This window comes from Pseudomonas sp. LBUM1655 (assembly GCF_059716085.1).
In genome coordinates this window covers 4,356,236-4,375,987 of record NZ_CP166801.1, presented here as the reverse complement: position 1 = coordinate 4,375,987, position 19,752 = coordinate 4,356,236, and the positions used below count along the sequence as shown (strand labels likewise).

The following is a 19,752-nucleotide window of genomic DNA, read 5'->3' as shown; positions in this document are numbered from 1 at the left end:
TACTTCGGTAGTTGAAACATCGCGGTGCGGTCGTGGGTTGTGAAGTATCAATTTTATAGGTTCTTATTTTGAAAACGGTTTTACTGCTCAGTACCTACCCTATTGCCAGTCCCCGACACGGTGGTCAGGTCAGGGTCGCCAATATTGCTAAAACCTTCACAGACAGCGGTTGGAGCGTCACTCATCTGGCCGTCTACGAGCCAGAAGGGTATCCGCCGTCGACATTGGGCGCCAATGACGTCAAGTTTCCAGTCGACAGCCGCTTCCGAAAGTACAAGGGCACTTATGTGCCATTGATCAACGACCTGCTTTCGGGCGAGTTCGCTGCATCGGATCAAGGCGGTTTCGCCGAGATCCTCAAGAAGCTGCCACCCGTCATCGATGTGATCCATGTCGAGCAACCCTGGCTCTGGCCTCTGGTGCTGAAAATCCAGCAGATGCCTCAGTATCGTAATGCATGCTTGATTTATGGTTCGCAGAATATCGAGTCACCGTTGAAGCAGGAAATCCTCGACAGCTACGGCATTACGGGCGCTGATTCAGTGATTGCCGATATCGAAGCGCTGGAACGCAAGGCAACACTCGAAGCCGACATCGCCGTGGCAGTTACTCAGGCTGATCACGACATACTCAATGCTTGGGGCGCGAAACTGCCTTTGCTCGCTCCCAATGGCATTGCGCCGTGGACGGCCAAGGCCGAAGTTCTGGAGACCTGGAAGGCACGTCTTCCCGAGTCGCCGTGGATTCTCTATGTCGCCAGTGCGCATCCGCCGAACTTCAAGGGGTTCAATGAGTGCCTGGGGAGTTCCTTGGCGTGTATCCCTCCCGATAGCAAGCTGGTGGTGGTCGGAAGTGTCTGCGAGCACCTTGAAACGACCCTGCGAAACAGTCGTTGGGGCCAGTTGAATCTGTCGCGCCTGCAGTTGCTGTACATGCTGCCGGATGATGATCTGGATGCGGTGAAAACCCTCGCCCATGCTTTCCTGCTGCCAATCCCACACGGCGGTGGTTCTAACATCAAAACCGCTGAAGCGATTTATTCGGGTAAGTACGTCATTGGCACTGAGTCGGCTTTTCGCGGTTTCGAGCAGCATTTGAGTTCGCCGGAGATCAGCGTCGCACGCACGCCTGGCGAATTCCATGCAGCCATTCGCAATCGCCTGACGGGGAGGGCAGCAACAGATGGCCAAGGGCCGGACCGTGAGTCCCGCGAGCCGTTGACGTGGGCTCGCAGTCTCGAAGCGATCCCCCGTGCAGCGGTAGAAGTCATTGAAAAGAAGGCGCAACAGGTATGACGACCTGGTTTGATGTGACAACGATCCTGGGCTGGCACCGACCGGCTGTAGGCATTATTCGTACCGAAGCAGAAGCGGCTGCCCATGCGCTTGAGCTTATCGCTGCCGGTGAGGACGTCAAGTTCTGTTTCTTCAGTCATGCTACCGGCTACAGTGCTATCGCCGCTGGCGATGTCGCCGCCACGCTGAAGAGAATTTCGGGCGCGCATGTTGCGAGTTCCGGCAAGACTGCCAGCGCCAGATCGAACAAAAGCTCGATAGAAGCCCGCCTCAAAAGCAAAGCGATGAAAGTGCTCAACCGACTGCCTACCAGTATCAGCGGACGCATTTATCAGTTTTTCCAGCAGCGGCGCGTTTCGATCGTTGAGGCAGTCATTGGCGTTCGCCATTTGCGCTCTGCGGCCAAGGCGTTTCTCAAACCTGCCAATCGCGGACATGTGTTCAACCCGTCGTTGCGCAAGGCCAGTACCAGTGGCCACCCGTTCTCCCGAGGCGATAGCTACATTTCCGTTGGGCTGGATTGGGATAACAAGGATCTGCCGCATCTTTATGAATTGAAAAAACAGGTCGGTCTGCGGGTTGTACTTTTCTGCTACGACGTGATTCCTGTGCGCCTTCCGCACCTGTGTGTGGGCGATGTGGCTGCCAAGTTTGCAAACTATTTTGCCGATGTCGCCTGGTGTGCGGACAAGATTCTGTGCATTTCCGAGTGCACCCGCAAAGATCTGGTCTCGCTGCTGAGTGAACTGGGCGCACCGATTCCCGAGACGGAAGTAGTCAAGCTTGGCTGTCAGTTGTCCCATGTACTCAGCGACAGCATCAGCGCTGACGTCAAGGCACTGTTGAGCGAACGCTTTGTATTATTCGTTTCGACGATTGAGCGCCGCAAGAACCATGAAGTGCTTTACCGTGCCTACACGCGCCTGATCGATGACGGAGTGCAGGACCTGCCCAAGCTGGTGTTTGTAGGTATGCCGGGTTGGGGGGTGGGCGATCTGCTGAAGGATCTTGAGCTGGATCCGCGGACGAAGGATTACATCCGCATCCTCAACAACGTCTCTGACTCCGACCTGATGCATCTGTATCGGCATTGCATGATGACGGCGTTCCCGTCTCTGTATGAAGGATGGGGCTTACCGGTTGCGGAGAGTCTGGCAGCGGGTAAGTACTGTCTTGCCTCAAATGCGGCGTCGATACCGGAAGTCGGGGGTGAATTGCTGGATTATCTCGATCCGTGGAACGTCTCGGCATGGGCGGCGGAGCTGGAGAAGTATGCATTCGATCCAGTGGCGCTGTCGGCCAAGGAAGAAGCGATCAAGCGCGGATACAAGCCAGTTGCGTGGTCAGAGACTGCGCAGTTTGTATTCGGAAGTTTGAACTAGCGCAACGACCTTCTCGGAGCATGGGGTGGATCAAAGACTGATCCACCCCATGCTCCGGTTATACGATTGTGTTGGTATTGAAGATACTCAATGGCTTGAGAATTTCGGGAGTTCCGAGCAATTCAGGATTGGCAGACCAATTGCCGATGATAGTCGCAAAATGATCGACCGCTGAAATGATCACCTGGGCTCGCAACACAACAGGGATAGCCTGTTCAAGTATATGGACATAGTTTTCAGCCGTGAACGTTTCACTCGCCCACGCTTGCGCAAGCTTGCCGATGGCGGCGGCGGCGGGAGGATTGCTTTGCAGCGACAAAAAAGTCCTTTTCAGATCCTCGATTTCGTTGTTAGCCGAGATCTTCAGTACATACTGGTTAGGCAATTCTTTGTAAAAACCAGTGTCTGTAACCACCGTGGCTTTGCCGTATAGCATCGCTTCAATTGCGGACGCTGACGCTGCTTCCAGGCTTGGCCAGCGCAGGCAGGTGATGACGTCGGCATCCCTGATGGCTTCTGACAACGCTGCATCATCTACTTCGTTTGAAATGATCAACTCGACGCCATTTTTATGCGCGAGTTCGCTGAGGCGCTGTTCAACGTCGGGCTGAATCGCTCCGACAAGTCGATAACTGACGTCCTTGCGCAGCGATTCGTTGCTGCCAATTGCCTTGATACAGCTCTCGACACGTTTATTGGGATTCACATGGCCTATAGTCAGCAGTTTTAGCTTGTCCCCGGATTTGCGTTCTCTCTCAATGGCGATGGCTCCGGGTGCATCATAAGCAAGCGGAGTGACAAAGACGGGACCTGCACAGGCAGCCATGACCCGGTCGCAGCCCCAGGTGCTGTGGGTGATTACGCCAGTGGCCATCGAGCTGATCCACTCTGTCAGCGGTGCCGTTTCCCGTGTCGTACCGATGAAAGTCGCGCTGTCGCTAAAGTTGAAGTACTCGGCTGCAATCTTGGGCCCGTACCACTGGGTCAACATGTCGCTTGCTTGTGCTCGTCGCTGCTGCGCCCAGCCCCAGAACAAATGGCCGAGAAAAAAATCATGTAGGCAGACAATTCCAGGAGCTTTCTGCAGCCATGCAACGCCGCCCTCATGAAACTCGTAGTTGTCGCCGATCTGGTAGATGAGGCAATCTGCGCTCTGAACTTCCAAGGTTACCAGCGCTTCATCCGTCCAAGACAGTACGTTGCAGCCAAAGTCGTGAGGTTCTTTGCCCAGTAAATGAGCACCTTCGGTCCGGATCAATACAATCTCATGACGTTGAGTCAGCAGTGCGCGAACCACGAGGCGAGTCATTCGGCCGATGGCCGATGATTTGATGCCTGGTGCAAATATGACAAGTTTCATTTGAGTAGCGCCTCGATAGTCTCGGGCCAATTGATACCCAGGCTGTCCCACAGTGCCTGGGCACCTTCGCCATACTGTTTGGTTAGCACTCGGCTCTCAAACGCTGCGTTCATCGCTTGCGCAAGGCCTTCTACAGTCGGCTCGGCTATCCAGCCGGTTTCCATAGGCTTGACAAGGCCGAGGATCCCACCGCTATCTGTGGTGGTAATCAACGCTTTACGAGCGGTTGCGGCTTCCATGGCAACATATCCCAAGGAATCCTCATCGAACGGGATGTAAGCCACCGCCCGGGAATTATTCACGTAATCGACGTAGGTCGCTCGCGGTAAAAACCGCAGATCAAGTTTTACGCGATCCTGCAGGCCGAACTCTTCCACAATTGCATGGAGTTTTTGCGCGTCGGCCGCAGACTCCGGCGGCCCAGCGATGATCAGTTTGACTTGTTTATCCGCTTTGGCCAGCGCCTGCAGAAGCAAGTATTGGCGCTTCATGCCGTTTACCCGGCCACCTGCAAAAATGTAGTCGCCTGATTCCCCGCCGATAAACGCTTGTGGATCGTTGACGGGTGGCAGCAGTACACTGGAGTCAAAACCGTTGTACTTCAGCAGGCGTTGGCGCGTGATTTCGGAGTTGGTATAGATATGCCGGCTCTCAGCGAAGCTTTCGTTGTCAGCATTGATGATCGCGTTACGGATATCCGCGCCGCTCTGATCCGCCGGCAGATTCGTCTGGCCGACGTCATACAGGTCATAGGCCTGGCGATACTGGTGAAGTAACCACAATGACTTTCTATGGTGCCGAACCAGGTACGCCGGAAATTTCAAGGCGATGACGTGATCGGTGTTGAATACTTCCAGGGTGCGCGCCAGCAGCATCTGCGACGGAATTGTCGATGCGGGCTCCCATTGAAACGGTATTCGCATGATTTCGGCATCATGACCTGCGACGATCAGGTTTTTCTGCAGGTTAACCGCTAGTTCTTCAGCCCCCCCCCAGAGGAATGGGGCCATGTTGTTTACAATCAATACTTTCATGCCAACAGGCGCTCCAGAACGTGCGACCAGGAAATTTTCAAGTCGACCAGTCGCTGTTTCGCATTCTTGCCCATGGCTTGCGTCATGTTTCTGTCCGTGAAGAGCTTGTCCATTGCAGTGGCCAACGACTCGGGGGTAGGGTCGGCGATGTATCCGTTGTAGCCATCCTGAACCAACTCTAGTACGCCACCCGAATCAGTGGTGGTAAGGATCGGTTTCTCGGCGTGACTGGCTTCCAGGCTTGGATAGCCATAGGAGTCTTCGTCGACCGGCAGATAAGCAGCAGCGAGACATGTCGATAGACAAGCGACTTTTTCTTCTTCGGTGATCCAGCGGTCATCGAGGATTACGCGATCTGCCAGATTGCTTTCTTCGATTTGCTGGTGAAGGGCAATGGCATAGTCGGGACCAGCACCGGTTCCCAGCAGGCGCAGACGAACCGGGGTGGTCGTATAGCTAAGCGCCTCGATCAGCAGATGCTGACGTTTGTGGTGTTCGAGGCGGCAGATGTATGCAATCTCGTCGTTGTGACCCGCACTGAAGAACCGCTCCGACTCGAACACGGGAGGGTAGAGCACTTCACTATCGACATCGTTGTAGGTCTTGAGTCGGCCGGACACGACTTTCGAGTTGGTGAAGATCGCCTTGGCTTCGCCCAGTGCTCGGGTGTCCGCATCAAACAGCGCTTCGCGGATCGCGCGATGCTTGGCGTCATCCGCGAAATCCCGATAGGGGCTGTCCCACAAATCATAAAACGTACGGATATGATGTATGAACCACAAGATCTTGTGCGGGTGCGGAATGAGGTGGGCCTGAGGCCTGAAGCAGATGACCCGGTCAGCTGCTTGAAGGTCAACCCAGCGCAACGCCATCATCTGCTGGAACAGTAGTTCCGGCGCATCCAGTTCGGGCAGATACACCACTTCGACCTCATGTCCGGCTGCAGTCAGAATGGATGCCAGCCAATCGACGATATTCCTTCCGCCTCCCCTGACAAAAGGCACAAATGTGGAGCACAGTGCAATTTTCATCAGGCCGCCAAGACCTCACGCAAGGCTGCGGAAATTCTGATGATGTCTTCCTGAGTCAGATCCTGGTGCGTCGGCAGGTTGATGCCGCGACCAGACCACAAGTCAGCGATGGGGTAGGTTTTGTCTTCCTTGTAAGGTGGCAGCACATGCATCGGATAGAAGACTGGCCGTGTTTCGATACCCGCCGCGTCCAGTTTCTGCATGACCGCGTCACGCTTGTGTTCGTCCCCGTCAGCGAGAAAGATGTTGTACATCCAGAACACCTGCTTTGCCCAAGACGCTTCGCTTGGCAGGACGAGCTTGTCCTGAAGGTCTGCCAAGGCCTCGTTGTACCAGACCGCGATCTGTTCGCGATCAGCCAAGGACTTATCTATCGTTTCCATCTGGGCAAGGCCGATGGCCGCCTGGATGTTGGTCATACGGTAGTTGTAACCGATCACCGGGAACCAGTAGCGCCGCTTCGGATCCATGCCTTGGCCGCGAAACAGTCGCAGCTTGGCGGCCAGTTCGTCGTCGTTGGTTGTGATCATGCCGCCTTCACCGGTCGTTATGATCTTGTTGCCGAAGAAACTGAACGTTGCACATGTCCCCAGACTGCCAACCTTGCTGCCTTGGACTTCAGCGCCATGCGCTTCTGCCGCATCTTCGACAACCCACAGGTTGTGTTTGCGGGCGATGTCGTTGACCACGTCCATCTGTGCCGGGTGACCGTAAAGGTGTACCGGGATGATGCCTTTGGTCTTCGCGGTGATTTTGCTTTCGATGGTCTGCGGATCGATATTCATCGTCTCCGGGCAGACGTCGACCAAAACAGGTGTGGCACCGCAATACTTCACGGCATTGGCGGTAGCAATATAGGTGACGGTCGGGATGATGACTTCGTCGCCTGGCTGCAGGTCGAGTCCGACCAGTGCCAGATGCAGCGCGGTGGTGCCATTGTTGGTTGCGATAGCGTGTTTGACACCACAGAAGGCAGCGAAGCTTTCTTCGAAGGCAGCTATATATTTACCCGCGGAGGAAATCCAGTTGGTATCCAGGCAATCAAGTACGTACTTGCGTTCGTTTCCAGCAAGCTTCGGTTGTGCAACGGAAATACGTTTCATGTCTCTTCCTTCAAATTTTGTTTAAAGCTTTCGCCGGGACGCCCACGACGGTGGTTGCCGACTCAATGTTCGAAATGACGACGCTACCTGCGCCGACCGTGACCGACTCGCCGATGTGGATTTCGGGAATGATCTTGCTGCCTACGCCGACGAAGCTGAGATCGCCTACATGCACATTGCCCGCCAGCGCGCACTGAGGCGCGATGTGAACCGCCTGACCGATCACACAGTCGTGGTCGATGGTGGCCCCGGTGTTGATGATGCAAAGATCGGATATCTTCGCCTCGGCATTGATCACTGCACCGGCCATCACGGCGATGCCGGTACCCAAAGTGGCTGAAGGCGAAACAATGGCTGCCGGACTGATTGCATTGACCAGCTCAAAACCCATGGTGATGGCGTTTCTGGCCAATTTGCTCCTCACCGTATTTGATCCGATGGCGATGAACGCCTTTGCATACCCGTCTTTGCGCAACACCGCCAGGTGTTCGTCGCTTTTGAATACCGTGAAGCCCAGGCAAGTATCAGGGCTGTCCGGATTGCCGACGCAGCAGGCGACTCTGTCGCCCTGTGCCAGAAGTAGTTCAATACAGACTTTCGCGTGACCGCCTGCGCCTATAACGATGATTTCACTCTTCATGCATCGGTACCTCCCTCGCCGAGCGAGTCGGGCGATGAGAACAACAGGTTAATCGAGTCAGAGTTCGCCATCTGCGACAGCGACCACGTTTCCAGCGCGCCTGTCTGTTCATTGATGACACGGTAAGTCAGCCCAAATGTTGCGAATTGTTGCAGCCAGTCTTCGATCGACAACGCGTTCCTTTTCAGGTGCGAGAGGCCAAGCTCAACGATCAAAAACATTTTCGGGTTGCTTGCAAGAAGTTTTTGCGCGCCTCTGATTACGTCGATTTCCGCGCCCTCGGCGTCGATCTTCAGCAATTTGACAGCCTGATCTGGCGGCAAGAAATCGTCCAGCGTAGTGGTATTAATATCCACTGAAGCCGACGTTGAAAAAGCCGGATTATCCAGTTCATAAAGAGAGTGATGGCCGCTCGTGGCGCCCAAATGAAGCTTATGACTTCCCGATCTGTCCGAAAGGGCGAAAGGGGACACTTCACTCATTGCTGAAAAGCCGTTGAGCCACAGGTTTCTCTCGAGAAGCTTGCGGGTCGGTTCAAATGGCTCGAATGCGATGATTTTTCCCTGTCCCGACATGGCTCGAGCGGCGGCGATCGAGTGCAGGCCGATATTCGCGCCAACGTCGACGTAGACATCGCCAGGCTTGATGATCCGCTCAATCACCTGACGTGTACCAGGCTCCAGTTCGCCAGCCTGCAGCAGGCAGCTGAGCAATGCATGGTCTCTGGCATCGCACAGCACGTATCCCACAGTTGATTTGATGAGCGTTTCGTCCGGCCCTGCATTGACGGCCACGCGATTGACATCCAGAAGCGTGTATTGCTCGATCCGATCAAGTTGCGCTTTATTGGAGAGTTCCTGATTGCGGTTTTCCTGCGCTGATAATCGGGCGAAGAGCTTTTGTGACATTGAGGCCTGGATCTTTGCTGAATTTGCCTGACGCTCAAACTCCAGCGTGATCATTTGGTTTTGCTCGCGCTGCAGGTCTTGTAGCCTGCCAAATTCCTCCAGCATTTCCTGACGAAGGCTGGATATCAAGTAGTTGCGCAGGCGAAAAAGTACAGGCCGGGTAAAGGGTCTCATTACATAAAACACGCTTCGGGCTGTCTGCCGCAACATTTGCTTGATGTAGTGACGCAGCATCAGGCTCGTCCTCACTTGGGCGGTTGTTTGGGATTCCTTTCCATCAATGGAAATGCTTGGCACCGGATCAATAACCGTTTTCGCGATCGAACGTCTGGAGGCGAGGTTGAAAGCCGCCTCGATATCCACGCCATTGCGCTTGATGCTATTCATTAGCCTCAAGCTCCAAAATAAGCTGCGGTGACAGTCGCCGGATCGCCATCCATTTTTATTTTTCCGTGCTCCAGCCACAGCAACCGGTTACAGGTGTGCATGGCAAGTTCACGCGAATGCGTGGCAATGACCAGGATGTCTGTGGACTTCACCAGTTCGTCCATACGGGCTTCGGCTTTGTGCTTGAAGTTTTCGTCACCGACCGAGAGCCACTCATCCATCAGCAGGATGTTCGGAGATACCGTAGTCGAAACAGCAAATGCCAAGCGCAGGTGCATGCCGGACGAATAGGTTCGAATTGGCATGTCGATAAAGTCGCCGAGCTCGGTAAAGTCGATGATCTCGTCAATCTTCTCAGTAATTTGCGCCTTGGTCATGCCCAGAATACCGCCCCGAAGGTAAATGTTTTCCCGTCCGGTAGCTTCTGGGTCCGTCCCAAGGGAAAGATCGATCAGCGACCCGATTTCGCCCTCAATTCGGGCGGTCCCTGACGACGGCTCGTAAACCTTGCTGAGCAGCCGCAGCATGGTGCTCTTGCCAGCGCCGTTGTGGCCGAGCAGTCCGACCCGGTCGCCTTTGCGCAAGGTAACGGTAATGTTTTCAAGGGCTCTTACGATGACGCGGCCTTGCTGGTCTGAACCCAGCTGCCCGCCGGTGGCAACCTGAATAAGTCGCTTCTTCAGGGAGCGGCCGTTGGCGTTGTAGATCGGGAAATCTACACAAACGTTATTGAATTCGATCAGGGACATTATTAATTCTTCTCAGAGCCAGTAGGCGATGCGGCGCTTGTAACGGCCATAGACCACCAGCGCAACGAGCCAGCCGACAACGGCCATGCCCAGGGAAACCCACCAGTTGGTCGCGGTCGGCATCTGGCCGATCAGCGGCGAGCGGACCACCGAAATGATGTGATAGGCCGGGTTGAGGTCAAGCAGATACAGTCCGGCGCGTTGTGGCAGCAGGCTTGGCATCCACATGATTGGCGTGAGGTAGAACACTACCTGTAACAAACTGGCGACAATCTGTGGCAGGTCACGGTAGCGCGCACACAGGATGCCCAACAGCAATGCAATCCACGTCAGATTGAGCAGGGCCAGGAAAAACCCGGGAATGCTGATGAGCGCGATCAAGCTCAAGGGCTTGCCGACCGCCAGCAACACCAGCGGAAAAATGACGATGTTGTGGCCAAGAATGAGGATGTTGCGCCATATCATGCGCATGATATGGGCGAAGAGCGGGATGGGCAGTTGCTTGATGATGCTTTCGGCCGCAATAAATCCGGTACAGCCCTCACTGATGACTGTGGACATGAATCCCCAGAGGATCATGCCGATGGCGAGGAATGGAAGAAATTCCTGAATGGGCGAGTTAAAGATCTGACCGAATACCACGCCGATGGTGCCAATCATGACGCCCATGCTGATGGTCAGCCAGAAAGGGCCCAATGCTGACCTTCTATAGCGCTGCCGGACGTCTTGCCAGCCGAGCATCCCTACCAAAGCGTACCGTCTTGTCGCAGCGATGATGTCCGACACGGCGATACTTACTGAACCATTGCGCATTAAAAGCACCAGATTGTTGGTCAAAAAAACACGCCATTTTAGGCTGGGGTGGGGGGAGTGTCACTCATTACTAGATGATTTCTTTCGGCGCGCGGCGCTCGCTGTCGGGATCCGATGCCCTGCGGCTGACGAACCCCGATAAAGGCAGCTGCGCGTTGACCCCCGCCTGGCCTCAATAGCTGGCGCGACGAGTATTGAAACGTGTTGCAAGCAGGTTGGGTATCGTCGTTCGGGGCCGCATTCTGTATCATCTGCCAGAATTTGTGGCTCCTCGCGTGGAGCCCAATAGCGCACACAACGCAAAAGTGCCTGTAAAAGGCACTCAAATGGAGTTCAGAGGATTCGCATGAAAGCTATCGTTACTGGCATTACTGGACAAGACGGCGCCTACCTGGCGGAACTGCTGCTGGATAAGGGCTACACGGTATACGGCACCTACCGTCGAACCAGTTCTGTCAATTTCTGGCGTATTGAGGAATTGGGTATTCAGAACAACCCGAACCTGCATCTGGTCGAGTATGACCTGACCGATCTGTCGGCCAGTATTCGTCTGCTGCAAACCACAGAAGCAACCGAGGTTTACAACCTGGCTGCCCAGAGTTTTGTAGGCGTGTCTTTCGAACAGCCTCTGACTACCGCGGAAATCACCGGCCTGGGCTGTGTGAACCTGCTGGAAGCCATTCGTATCGTCAACCCGAAAGTGCGCTTCTATCAGGCGTCCACATCGGAAATGTTCGGTAAGGTGCAGGCGATCCCGCAGATCGAGAGCACGCCGTTTTACCCGCGCAGCCCTTACGGTGTCGCCAAGCTGTATGCGCACTGGATGACCATCAACTATCGCGAGTCGTATGGCATCTTTGCTACCAGCGGGATTTTGTTCAACCACGAATCGCCGTTGCGCGGTCGTGAGTTCGTCACCCGCAAGATTACCGACTCGGTTGCCAAGATCAAGTTGGGCCTGCTGGACAAAATGGAGTTGGGCAACCTCGACGCCAAGCGTGACTGGGGTTTTGCCAAAGAGTACGTCGAAGGCATGTGGCGCATGCTGCAGGCTGATGAGCCGGACACTTTCGTACTGGCGACCAACCGTACTGAAACCGTGCGTGATTTCGTCACCATGGCTTTCAAGGCTGTCGGCATCGCTTTGACCTGGAGCGGTTCGGCAGAAGACGAGCAAGGTACTGATGCGGCCACCGGCAAGGTTCTGGTCACCATCAATCCGAAATTCTACCGTCCGACCGAAGTCGAGTTGTTGATCGGTGATCCGGCCAAGGCCAAGGCCGCACTGGGTTGGGAGCCGAAAACGACGCTTGAAGAGCTGTGCCGAATGATGGTCGAAGCCGACCTTCGTCGAAATGAGCAAGGGTTTTCGTTCTGATGAGTATTGCCGGTAAACGAGCGCTGATCACAGGTATTCAAGGTTTCACTGGGCGTTACATGGCCGCTGAGCTCAAAGCCAACGGTTATGAAGTGATAGGATTGGGTTCTCAGTCCTCGGACGAGCCTGGCTATTTTCAGGCAGATCTGGCCGACGGTGCCGCTCTGCGCAAGTTGCTGGCAACAATTCAACCTGATGTCGTGGTTCATCTGGCGGCATTGGCATTCGTTGGGCACGGCGCTGCAGATCCCTTTTACGAGGTCAATCTGATCGGCACCCGTCACTTGCTGGAAGCGATTGCCGCTTGCGGGAAGGTTCCGGATTGCGTGCTGCTCGCCAGCAGTGCCAACGTCTACGGCAATGCTTCGGCCGGCCTGCTGAGTGAATCCACTGTGCCGGCGCCCGCCAATGATTACGCAGTCAGCAAGCTTGCCATGGAATACATGGCCAGCCTTTGGCATGACCGTCTGCCGATCGTGATCACGCGTCCTTTCAACTACACCGGTGTTGGCCAGGCGGAAAGCTTCCTGTTACCCAAGATCGTCTCTCACTTTCGCCAGCGAGCAAGCAGGATTCAGCTCGGAAATCTCGATGTATCTCGCGATTTCAGCGATGTACGGGCTGTGGTCAAAGCGTATCGCGGCCTGATTGAGGCCAAGCCTTTGGGACAGACCGTCAACGTCAGTTCGGGCAAAAGTCATTCGTTGCGTGAAGTGATCGACATGTGCGCGGCCTTTACTGGTCATCACCTGGAAGTCGAAGTGAATCCGGCATTCGTGCGCACTCACGAAGTGAAGATCCTGTGCGGTGACAACACCCGTCTTTGCGGGCTGGTTAACGGCTGGCAAACTCCAAAACTGGAAGAAACTCTAAGCTGGATGCTTTCGGCGGACTAAATGAAGCTAGTGCTATCTGTTGAGCCGATCCGCTTTCCGCTGACTGGCATCGGTCGCTATACCTACGAACTTGCGCTGAAACTTCAGCAAAACCCAGATATTAGCGACCTGCAGTTCTTTGCAGGCCGCAGCTTCCTGCCGCAATTACCCACCGCTGCCAACGAGTCCGGCAGTGGCTATGGGCTCAAGCGTGCCGTGCAGAAGAGTTTCCTTGCCGTGGAAGCCTATCGGCTGCTCATGCCGATGCTGCGCAAAGCCGCGCTGAAAGGGCATGGCGATTTTCTGTATCACAGTCCCAATTATTTTCTGCCGCCCTTCCCTGGGCGCAGCGTGGCGACGTTCCATGATCTGTCGCCTTTCACTTGGGCGCACTGCCACGCGCCTCAACTGGTTCGATACCTGCAAAAAGAACTGAGAACGACTTTGGTAAGAGCTGACGCGCTGATTACCGATTCGGAATTCACGCGCCGTGAGCTCGCCGATTACTTTTCCTGGCCTATTGAGCGGATCCACGCCGTGCCGCTGGCAAGTTCTCCGGAGTTCTACCCGCGCCCTGCAGATGAGCTCGTCGTTACGCTGGCTCGGCATGGGCTGCAGCCGAGCGGATATACGCTGTTTGTCGGCACCATTGAGCCGCGCAAGAATATCGAGACATTGCTTGCCGCCTATGAACGACTGCCGCTGGCGCTGCGTACCCGGTGGCCGCTGATCCTCACCGGCTACCACGGCTGGCGCAACGATGTGATTCATCAGAAACTCGAAAGCGCGAGACGTGAGGGCTGGGCCCACTACCTTGGGTTTGTGCCGGCCGAAGACTTGCCGTTGCTCTTTGCGGGTGCCCGTTTGTTTGCCTTTCCTTCGCTCTACGAAGGGTTCGGTCTGCCGGTACTCGAAGCCATGAATTCCGGCGTGCCGGTGGTCTGCTCCAATAGCTCATCATTGCCTGAAGTTGCCGGCGATGCCGCGCTGATGTGTGCACCGATGGATGTTGAGGAACTGACGAGGCTGATTGAGCGAGGGCTGACTGACGATGACTGGCGTGAGTCCGCCGTGGTCAAGGGATTGCGCCATGCACAAGGTTTTTCCTGGGAGCGTTGCGCTCTGGAAACGCTGCAAGTCTACCGGAAGGTATCAGGCGAAAAATGATCAAGGTTCTGCATTTTTTCAAAACCTACTACCCGGAAACCATGGGTGGTATCGAACAAGTCATTTTCCAGATCGCCCAGGGCGGTGCTGAACACGGCTTTTCGTCGCAGGTGCTCTACCTCAGCGAGCGCGGTGCGGCGCGCAATGAAACAGTCGGGAATCACGTCACTCATCGTTCGAAACTGGATCTGCACGTGGCTTCGACGGGTTTCTCGCTGTCGGCATTCAAGGACTTTTCCGAGCTGGCAAAGGAAGTCGATGTAGTGCATTACCACTTCCCTTGGCCATACATGGATCTGGTTCATTTCGCGACACGCCACGGCAAGCCTTCGGTGGTCAGTTACCACTCTGATATCGTCAAGCAGAAGACCCTGCTCAAGTTGTATCAGCCGCTGATGAACCGTTTCCTTTCCAGCGTGGATTGTATCGTTGCGTCGTCGCCCAACTACGCGCAGAGCAGTCCTGTGTTGTCGCGGTTCCGCGATAAAGTCGAGATCATTCCGTACGGACTGGACGCGGCTACTTATCCGATTGTCTCTCCGGAGAAACTCGCTGAATGGCGGGCGAAGGTAGGCGCGAAATTTTTCCTCTTCGTCGGTGCTCTGCGGTACTACAAAGGTCTGGATTTTCTGCTTGAGGCCGCACATATCACAGGTTTTCCGGTAGTGATTCTGGGGGGCGGTCATCAGGAATACGAGCTTAAGGAGCAGGCTTCCAGGCTAGGACTGGCCAATGTGCATTTTTTGGGCGGATTGGGTGATGTAGACAAAGCCGCCTTGCTGACGTTGTGCCATTGTTTTGTATTTCCTTCGCATCTGCGCTCGGAATCCTTCGGTATTTCTTTGCTGGAGGCCGCGATGTATGCGAAGCCGCTGATCTCCTGTGAAATCGGTTCAGGGACGACTTTCATCAATATTGCCAATGAGACCGGGCTGGTGGTTCCACCTCGAGATTCTGTTGCGCTCGCCGCGGCAATGAGCACCCTGTGGATTGATGTGGAGAAGGCCGGTGAAATGGGACGGCTGGCATTTCGGCGTTACCAAGAGGTGTTTTCGTCGAGTGAAATGGCTGCGGCCTATGCAGCGGTTTACCGGAAACTGTGCAGTAGAAGTTAGCGCTCTGTGGCGGGTACCAGCATTGGCATGACCGCTCCTCCGGGGTTCGAACGTATTGATTGGTGGAAAAATCCTTCTGTTGCTCAGGACCTGGACTAGGTCCGAGCCTTCCTTTAAATAAGAACTGGTGCTGGTAAATAACAATGACTGTAAGCGAGACCCATAGCCTGCCGCTATCTCCGCGCATTTCCGGTGACCACATAAGCCACATCGGCTATCGACCTGATATCGATGGACTCAGGGCTATTGCCGTTTTAGCCGTGTTGTTTTTTCATGCCTTTCCCACGCTGCTGCGCGGGGGATTTGTGGGCGTGGATGTATTCTTCGTCATCTCGGGTTACTTGATATCCAAGGTTATTCTGACGACGCTGGAGCGGGGTACTTTCAGCATTGCTGATTTTTACTCTCGACGCATACGACGGATCTTTCCCGCACTGTTTACAGTACTGGCGGTTTGCCTGGCGTTCGGTTGGAACACGATGCTCGCTGATGACCTGGCTCAGCTAGCGAAACATGTCTTGGGTGGGGCTACGTTCGTTTCAAACTTTGTTTTGTGGAGCGAGGCTGGCTATTTCGACAAGGCGTCTGAACTCAAACCACTATTGCATCTTTGGTCTCTTGGAATCGAAGAGCAATTCTATGTCGTTTGGCCGCTCCTGCTTTGGGCTGCCTGGCGGCTGCGTGCTCCAGTGTTGCTGCTCGTCGTCGTTGTCGGTATTGCATCGTTCGCCCTCAACGTGATTGAGGTGCGTGAGCATGCTACGGCGACTTTCTATTCGCCACTTTCTCGCGGGTGGGAATTGATTGTCGGTGCATTTTTGGCATGCTTGAGCACCACGTCGGGGCTTAAATTTGTTTCGCACTACCGGGTTTTGAGTGTCGTTGCGAGCTTTCTTGGCAGACCGAAGGCGCGAACGGTTATGTCGATTGTCGGCATGCTGTTCATCACTTATGCAATTATTCGAATCAAGGATACTTTGCCCTTCCCCGGGAAGTGGGCACTGATCCCCACGATCGGCACGGCATTGATCATTGCTGCGGGATCTAGTGCATGGGTAAATCGGGTTTTGCTGAGCAGCCGTCCGATGATCGCCATCGGACTGATCAGTTTCCCGCTTTATTTGTGGCACTGGCCAATCCTTACTTTCGCCAGAACGGCTTATCCGGAGGGGTTGAGCTGGTCTATGCGGTTGGGGTTGTTGGTATTGAGTGCGATCCTCGCCACTCTCACCTATCTCTATATCGAGCGCCCGTTTCGCTCAGGCTCCAGAACCCGGATCAAGGTTTTCGCACTTTGTGCCTCAATGTGTGTGGCGGGCCTGAGCGCAGGTGTAATTTTCAAGCAGGGCGGCTTCGCTTCACGCTACCCGGACATTATTCAGCGAGCTACTGAGTACGATCTCGACAGCTATCGTGCAGCTTTGCGCAACCATGTTTGCTTCATGGATATTGGTCAGGACGCTAATCAGTATGCTGCGGAGTGCGTCGACAAAGGCGACAAACCTCTTTGGGTCTTGTGGGGCGACTCTGGTGCGGCAGCGGTTTACTCCGGGCTGCGTGGGCTGGCCGATCGTTCTGGTGCGTTCCGACTGGCGCAATTCACGTCTTCCGCTTGTGCGCCAATGGTGGGGTTTCATGGGGGAAATCCGGCCTGCGCGTCCAACAATCAGTGGACGATTGATAAGGTTCGCGAATTGGTGCCCGATACGGTGATTCTCGCTGCCATGTGGGGTGAATACGACAAGTCCCTACTAGCGGCAACCATTAAACAAATACAGGCCGCTGGTGTTCGCAGGGTTATTCTCTTGGGTCCGACTCCTGCTTGGAAAGACACTCCTTCGCGTATCGCGTTCAACTTGTGGAGCAGTGACCCGCTGCATCGTGTTCCCTCTGAGCGGTTGGATTATTCGAAATACGGGCAAGAGTCCGGCTCTGAGTCCCATACCAGAACTGAGGTCGCGGAGCAGAACTTGAGAAATCTCGCACAGCAGTCCGGCGCTATCTATATCTCGGTAGTCGAGAAGATGTGCAACAAAGAGGGATGTCTGATGCGCGAGTCGGCATCGAGCGGGGATGCGTTCTATCTGGATATCGTGCACCTCACTCCTCGCGGTTCGGCGTTCGCAGTCAAGGCCATTGCAGCCGAACTGGGAGTTACCGATCACTAGGCGGTCATAGTCCAAAGGTTCTGGCAGTGGTTCACATTCTGCTGTGTTCAGAGCCTGAGGCGCTGTGGGTAGGTGAGGTAGCCGCTCAAGGGATTTGCCCTTGAGCGGCTGACTTGGACTCTCCCGATCCGGTTACGGCTGGCGCGAGATGTGGAAGCCCTCAAAAATCGCGGACAGACCGAAGTAACTATCGTCAGTCACTGAGTCGAACTCGATGATATTCGAGCCGTCCTTCAGTACTCCTTCATTAATCGTCGCTTTGAAGCTGCCAAGCGCTCCCCACTGAAGTGCAACTGGAGAGCCATTGATCGATATTGCCATGCTCTCCAAGACCGCGTTATTGATGATCAGGCTAAACTTGCCCTTAAGTACGTAAGTGCGTCCGGGTTTGGGCTGGAACTTGAATAGCAGGCTGGATTGCTTCTCGCTTTTCCAAGCAGTTGACTGATGATGGAAATACCCCACATCCCAGCTTGCTTCCCGCCAGCCTGAACCTTGGGTTGGAATCTCCATGCTCCACCACTTCCCGAAAGTCCATTTGTAGTCATCAGTGACCATAGCGTCTCTGAAGCGGATGAAACGCGTTTTCTCGTCGATCACATTCACGACGTTCCGATAGCGCTGCTCAACCACGCCTTCGGGGATTTTCGAGGCGAGCACCGACGGTGCGCCGCTTATGGTGCCGACGCCGTTTTCTCTGCCGATTGCTATCGCGATCACATCTGACTTCGCAAGCACAATACTGTCGGCCGGTGACGTGGCAGGAAGGCTTGGTCCGCTCACAGATGTGGGGTACTGGAACGTCCAGTCATGTGCGTTCTCGATGCACTTGCCCTTACGTTGTACCGAGTCGACTTGCTGCCACTCACGGCTGGGCATGTGACAAACCTGAATATTCGCGACGGGTTTTCCATATAGATAAGACAGTGATCCGACCAGACCGTCGGCGATGAACATCCACGAATGGTTGAGCTGGTTGCCATAGTCAAGAATCAGCAGTGTTTTACCGTCAAGCTTGCCATCGAACTGCATGGCAATGTCTTGTAAAACTGCCATTTGCTTCTTCGAGATTTCAATATAGTGATGGAATTGATAGAGCTGGAAGGACAGACCAGTGACAAAGAAAAAACCCACACAAACATTGGTGATGGTTTTTGACAGGGAGTAGCCCGTATTTAACACGGCTATCCAGAGCAGGACTGCGCCAGGAGCTGTGAACAGGAATGTTCTCTGGCTTATAGCTACGTGAGCTCCTGATAAGAGAAATGGCGCGTAGCCAAGCAGCAGCAGAATAATGCCCGACAGTGCCAGTCGTGCATTCAGAGGCAAGTCGCTGAATCGTCGCTTGTCTGATTGTTGAGCGCAGGTAAATTTGGCAATTGCAACGATGATCAGTATCAGGCAAAGACTGCTGACGATCAGGTATCCGTAATTCACGTACTCGCGCAATGTAATTTGAGCTGCGTCGAACCATCCCCCGAGTGTGCTTCGCACAAATCCGACGCTGAATAGTTTCGAGATGTTGAGCTGCAAGGTGCTCATAATGTTTGAGCCGGCGATGCTGCTTTGATAGCTTTTTACTAGCGGAGCGGTGTAAGCAACGTAAGCGACGTAGCTGAGGACACCTAGTACCCAGACGCTATGTTCGACTGCCTTGTGCTTGAGCCGAGCCAAGAAGGCTTTGAACCCGATCATCGAAAAAATGATCAGCGCAGGGATGCAGGCGAGTAACAAGGATGCTTCGTACATGAAGCACGCCGATGCAAACAGTGCGGCACCGATTGCACTGACCATGTATGCGGCCAGCTTGCGTTCCATCTCCAGCGCGCCAAGGAATATGGCGCTGCCCAAGAGCGCCAGGCTTAGTGCCCAGTTAATATGAATAGCCCTGAACGAAAGCTGCATGGTGTCGGCTGGATAGATGATGACCAGCACGCTTGCAATCATTCCCAGCGTCAGGCTTCCGGTGAGCTTCCTGGTCAGATAACTCAGAGCAGAACCTTTGATTATCAGAGCGACTATCAGCAGTACGTGCCAGTAGTTAAACGAGTTGCTGTCCAGCCAATACCCGGCGGCTTGAGGGAATATCGTCAGCGGACGCAGGGCGTGAGGGGATAACGGACTGTTTATGCCCGTGAAGAAAAACGTACCCTCTTTTATGAAGAGTCCCAGAACAACCCATTCTTCGAGAAGTCCGGTCAAGGCAAAGCCGAAAGGTAGCCACAGGATCAGAACAACCATGGCTGCGGGAACGATGTGAGCAAGCCAGTGGCCTGGCAACGAACGTATTGGCGTTGTTCGTGTTTCTTTGGAGACGGGACAAGGCTGGCTCGTTTCCGTCGAAGGC

General features: G+C 54.5%; 16 protein-coding genes. 7 read left to right on the top strand and 9 right to left on the bottom strand.

The window, feature by feature from the left end; translation table 11 throughout:
* The first annotated feature begins 68 nt into the window (after positions 1-68).
* Both ACA074_RS19505 and ACA074_RS19500 read left to right on the top strand, forming a co-directional pair.
* Positions 69-1,295 carry a glycosyltransferase family protein gene (locus ACA074_RS19505; RefSeq protein ID WP_489879048.1) on the top strand — a complete coding sequence of 409 codons (1,227 nt, stop codon included), beginning with the start codon at positions 69-71 and terminating at the stop codon, positions 1,293-1,295.
* A complete protein-coding gene (locus tag ACA074_RS19500; RefSeq protein WP_489879049.1) occupies positions 1,292-2,677 on the top strand; it encodes a glycosyltransferase family 4 protein in 1,386 nt (461 codons plus the stop codon). The genes ACA074_RS19505 and ACA074_RS19500 overlap by 4 nt, the downstream gene beginning before the upstream one ends.
* A gap of 58 nt (positions 2,678-2,735) precedes the next feature.
* Here ACA074_RS19500 and ACA074_RS19495 read toward each other — a convergent pair whose 3' ends face one another.
* Genes ACA074_RS19495 through ACA074_RS19460 form a run of 8 tightly spaced genes read right to left on the bottom strand, consistent with a single transcriptional unit; the run spans position 2,736 to position 10,726 of the window.
* Positions 2,736-4,037, bottom strand: a complete 1,302-nt coding sequence (locus ACA074_RS19495; protein WP_489879050.1) for a glycosyltransferase — start codon at positions 4,035-4,037, stop codon at positions 2,736-2,738.
* A complete protein-coding gene (locus ACA074_RS19490) occupies positions 4,034-5,071 on the bottom strand; it encodes a glycosyltransferase family 4 protein (protein ID WP_489879051.1) in 1,038 nt (345 codons plus the stop codon). The genes ACA074_RS19495 and ACA074_RS19490 overlap by 4 nt, the downstream gene beginning before the upstream one ends.
* Positions 5,068-6,102, bottom strand: a complete 1,035-nt coding sequence (locus ACA074_RS19485; RefSeq protein WP_489879052.1) for a glycosyltransferase family 4 protein — start codon at positions 6,100-6,102, stop codon at positions 5,068-5,070. The genes ACA074_RS19490 and ACA074_RS19485 overlap by 4 nt, the downstream gene beginning before the upstream one ends.
* A complete protein-coding gene (locus ACA074_RS19480) occupies positions 6,102-7,205 on the bottom strand; it encodes a DegT/DnrJ/EryC1/StrS family aminotransferase (RefSeq protein ID WP_497677626.1) in 1,104 nt (367 codons plus the stop codon). Before ACA074_RS19480 ends, ACA074_RS19485 begins: the two co-directional genes overlap by 1 nt.
* Positions 7,206-7,215: 10 nt before the next feature.
* Positions 7,216-7,845: an acetyltransferase gene (locus ACA074_RS19475; RefSeq protein ID WP_489879054.1), complete on the bottom strand. Its 630-nt coding sequence runs from the start codon at positions 7,843-7,845 to the stop codon at positions 7,216-7,218.
* Positions 7,842-9,140, bottom strand: a complete 1,299-nt coding sequence (locus ACA074_RS19470) for an FkbM family methyltransferase (RefSeq protein WP_497677625.1) — start codon at positions 9,138-9,140, stop codon at positions 7,842-7,844. The genes ACA074_RS19475 and ACA074_RS19470 overlap by 4 nt, the downstream gene beginning before the upstream one ends.
* A gap of 5 nt (positions 9,141-9,145) precedes the next feature.
* Positions 9,146-9,889: an ABC transporter ATP-binding protein gene (locus tag ACA074_RS19465; RefSeq protein WP_489879056.1), complete on the bottom strand. Its 744-nt coding sequence runs from the start codon at positions 9,887-9,889 to the stop codon at positions 9,146-9,148.
* A gap of 12 nt (positions 9,890-9,901) precedes the next feature.
* Complete coding sequence (locus tag ACA074_RS19460) at positions 9,902-10,726, bottom strand: ABC transporter permease (RefSeq protein WP_497615089.1); 825 nt, start codon at positions 10,724-10,726, stop codon at positions 9,902-9,904.
* A 322-nt stretch (positions 10,727-11,048) separates the two neighbouring features.
* On the opposite strand from ACA074_RS19460, the gene gmd reads away from it, so the two are divergent.
* The 5 genes from gmd to ACA074_RS19435 all read left to right on the top strand — a co-directional run bounded on the left by gmd (position 11,049) and on the right by ACA074_RS19435 (position 17,405).
* On the top strand, positions 11,049-12,080 hold the full coding sequence (gene gmd, locus ACA074_RS19455) for a GDP-mannose 4,6-dehydratase (RefSeq protein WP_489879058.1): 1,032 nt from the start codon (positions 11,049-11,051) through the stop codon (positions 12,078-12,080).
* Complete coding sequence (locus ACA074_RS19450) at positions 12,080-12,976, top strand: GDP-mannose 4,6-dehydratase (RefSeq protein WP_497615088.1); 897 nt, start codon at positions 12,080-12,082, stop codon at positions 12,974-12,976. Before gmd ends, ACA074_RS19450 begins: the two co-directional genes overlap by 1 nt.
* Positions 12,977-14,122, top strand: coding sequence for a glycosyltransferase family 4 protein (locus tag ACA074_RS19445; protein WP_497677624.1), 1,146 nt, complete (start codon positions 12,977-12,979; stop codon positions 14,120-14,122).
* A complete protein-coding gene (locus tag ACA074_RS19440) occupies positions 14,119-15,237 on the top strand; it encodes a glycosyltransferase family 4 protein (RefSeq protein ID WP_497677623.1) in 1,119 nt (372 codons plus the stop codon). Before ACA074_RS19445 ends, ACA074_RS19440 begins: the two co-directional genes overlap by 4 nt.
* Before the next feature lie 143 nt (positions 15,238-15,380).
* Positions 15,381-17,405, top strand: a complete 2,025-nt coding sequence (locus ACA074_RS19435; RefSeq protein ID WP_497657858.1) for an acyltransferase family protein — start codon at positions 15,381-15,383, stop codon at positions 17,403-17,405.
* 132 nt (positions 17,406-17,537) lie between these two features.
* On the opposite strand, the gene ACA074_RS19430 is transcribed toward ACA074_RS19435, so the two are convergent.
* Complete coding sequence (locus tag ACA074_RS19430) at positions 17,538-19,646, bottom strand: hypothetical protein (protein ID WP_497677622.1); 2,109 nt, start codon at positions 19,644-19,646, stop codon at positions 17,538-17,540.
* Positions 19,647-19,752 lie beyond the last annotated feature (106 nt).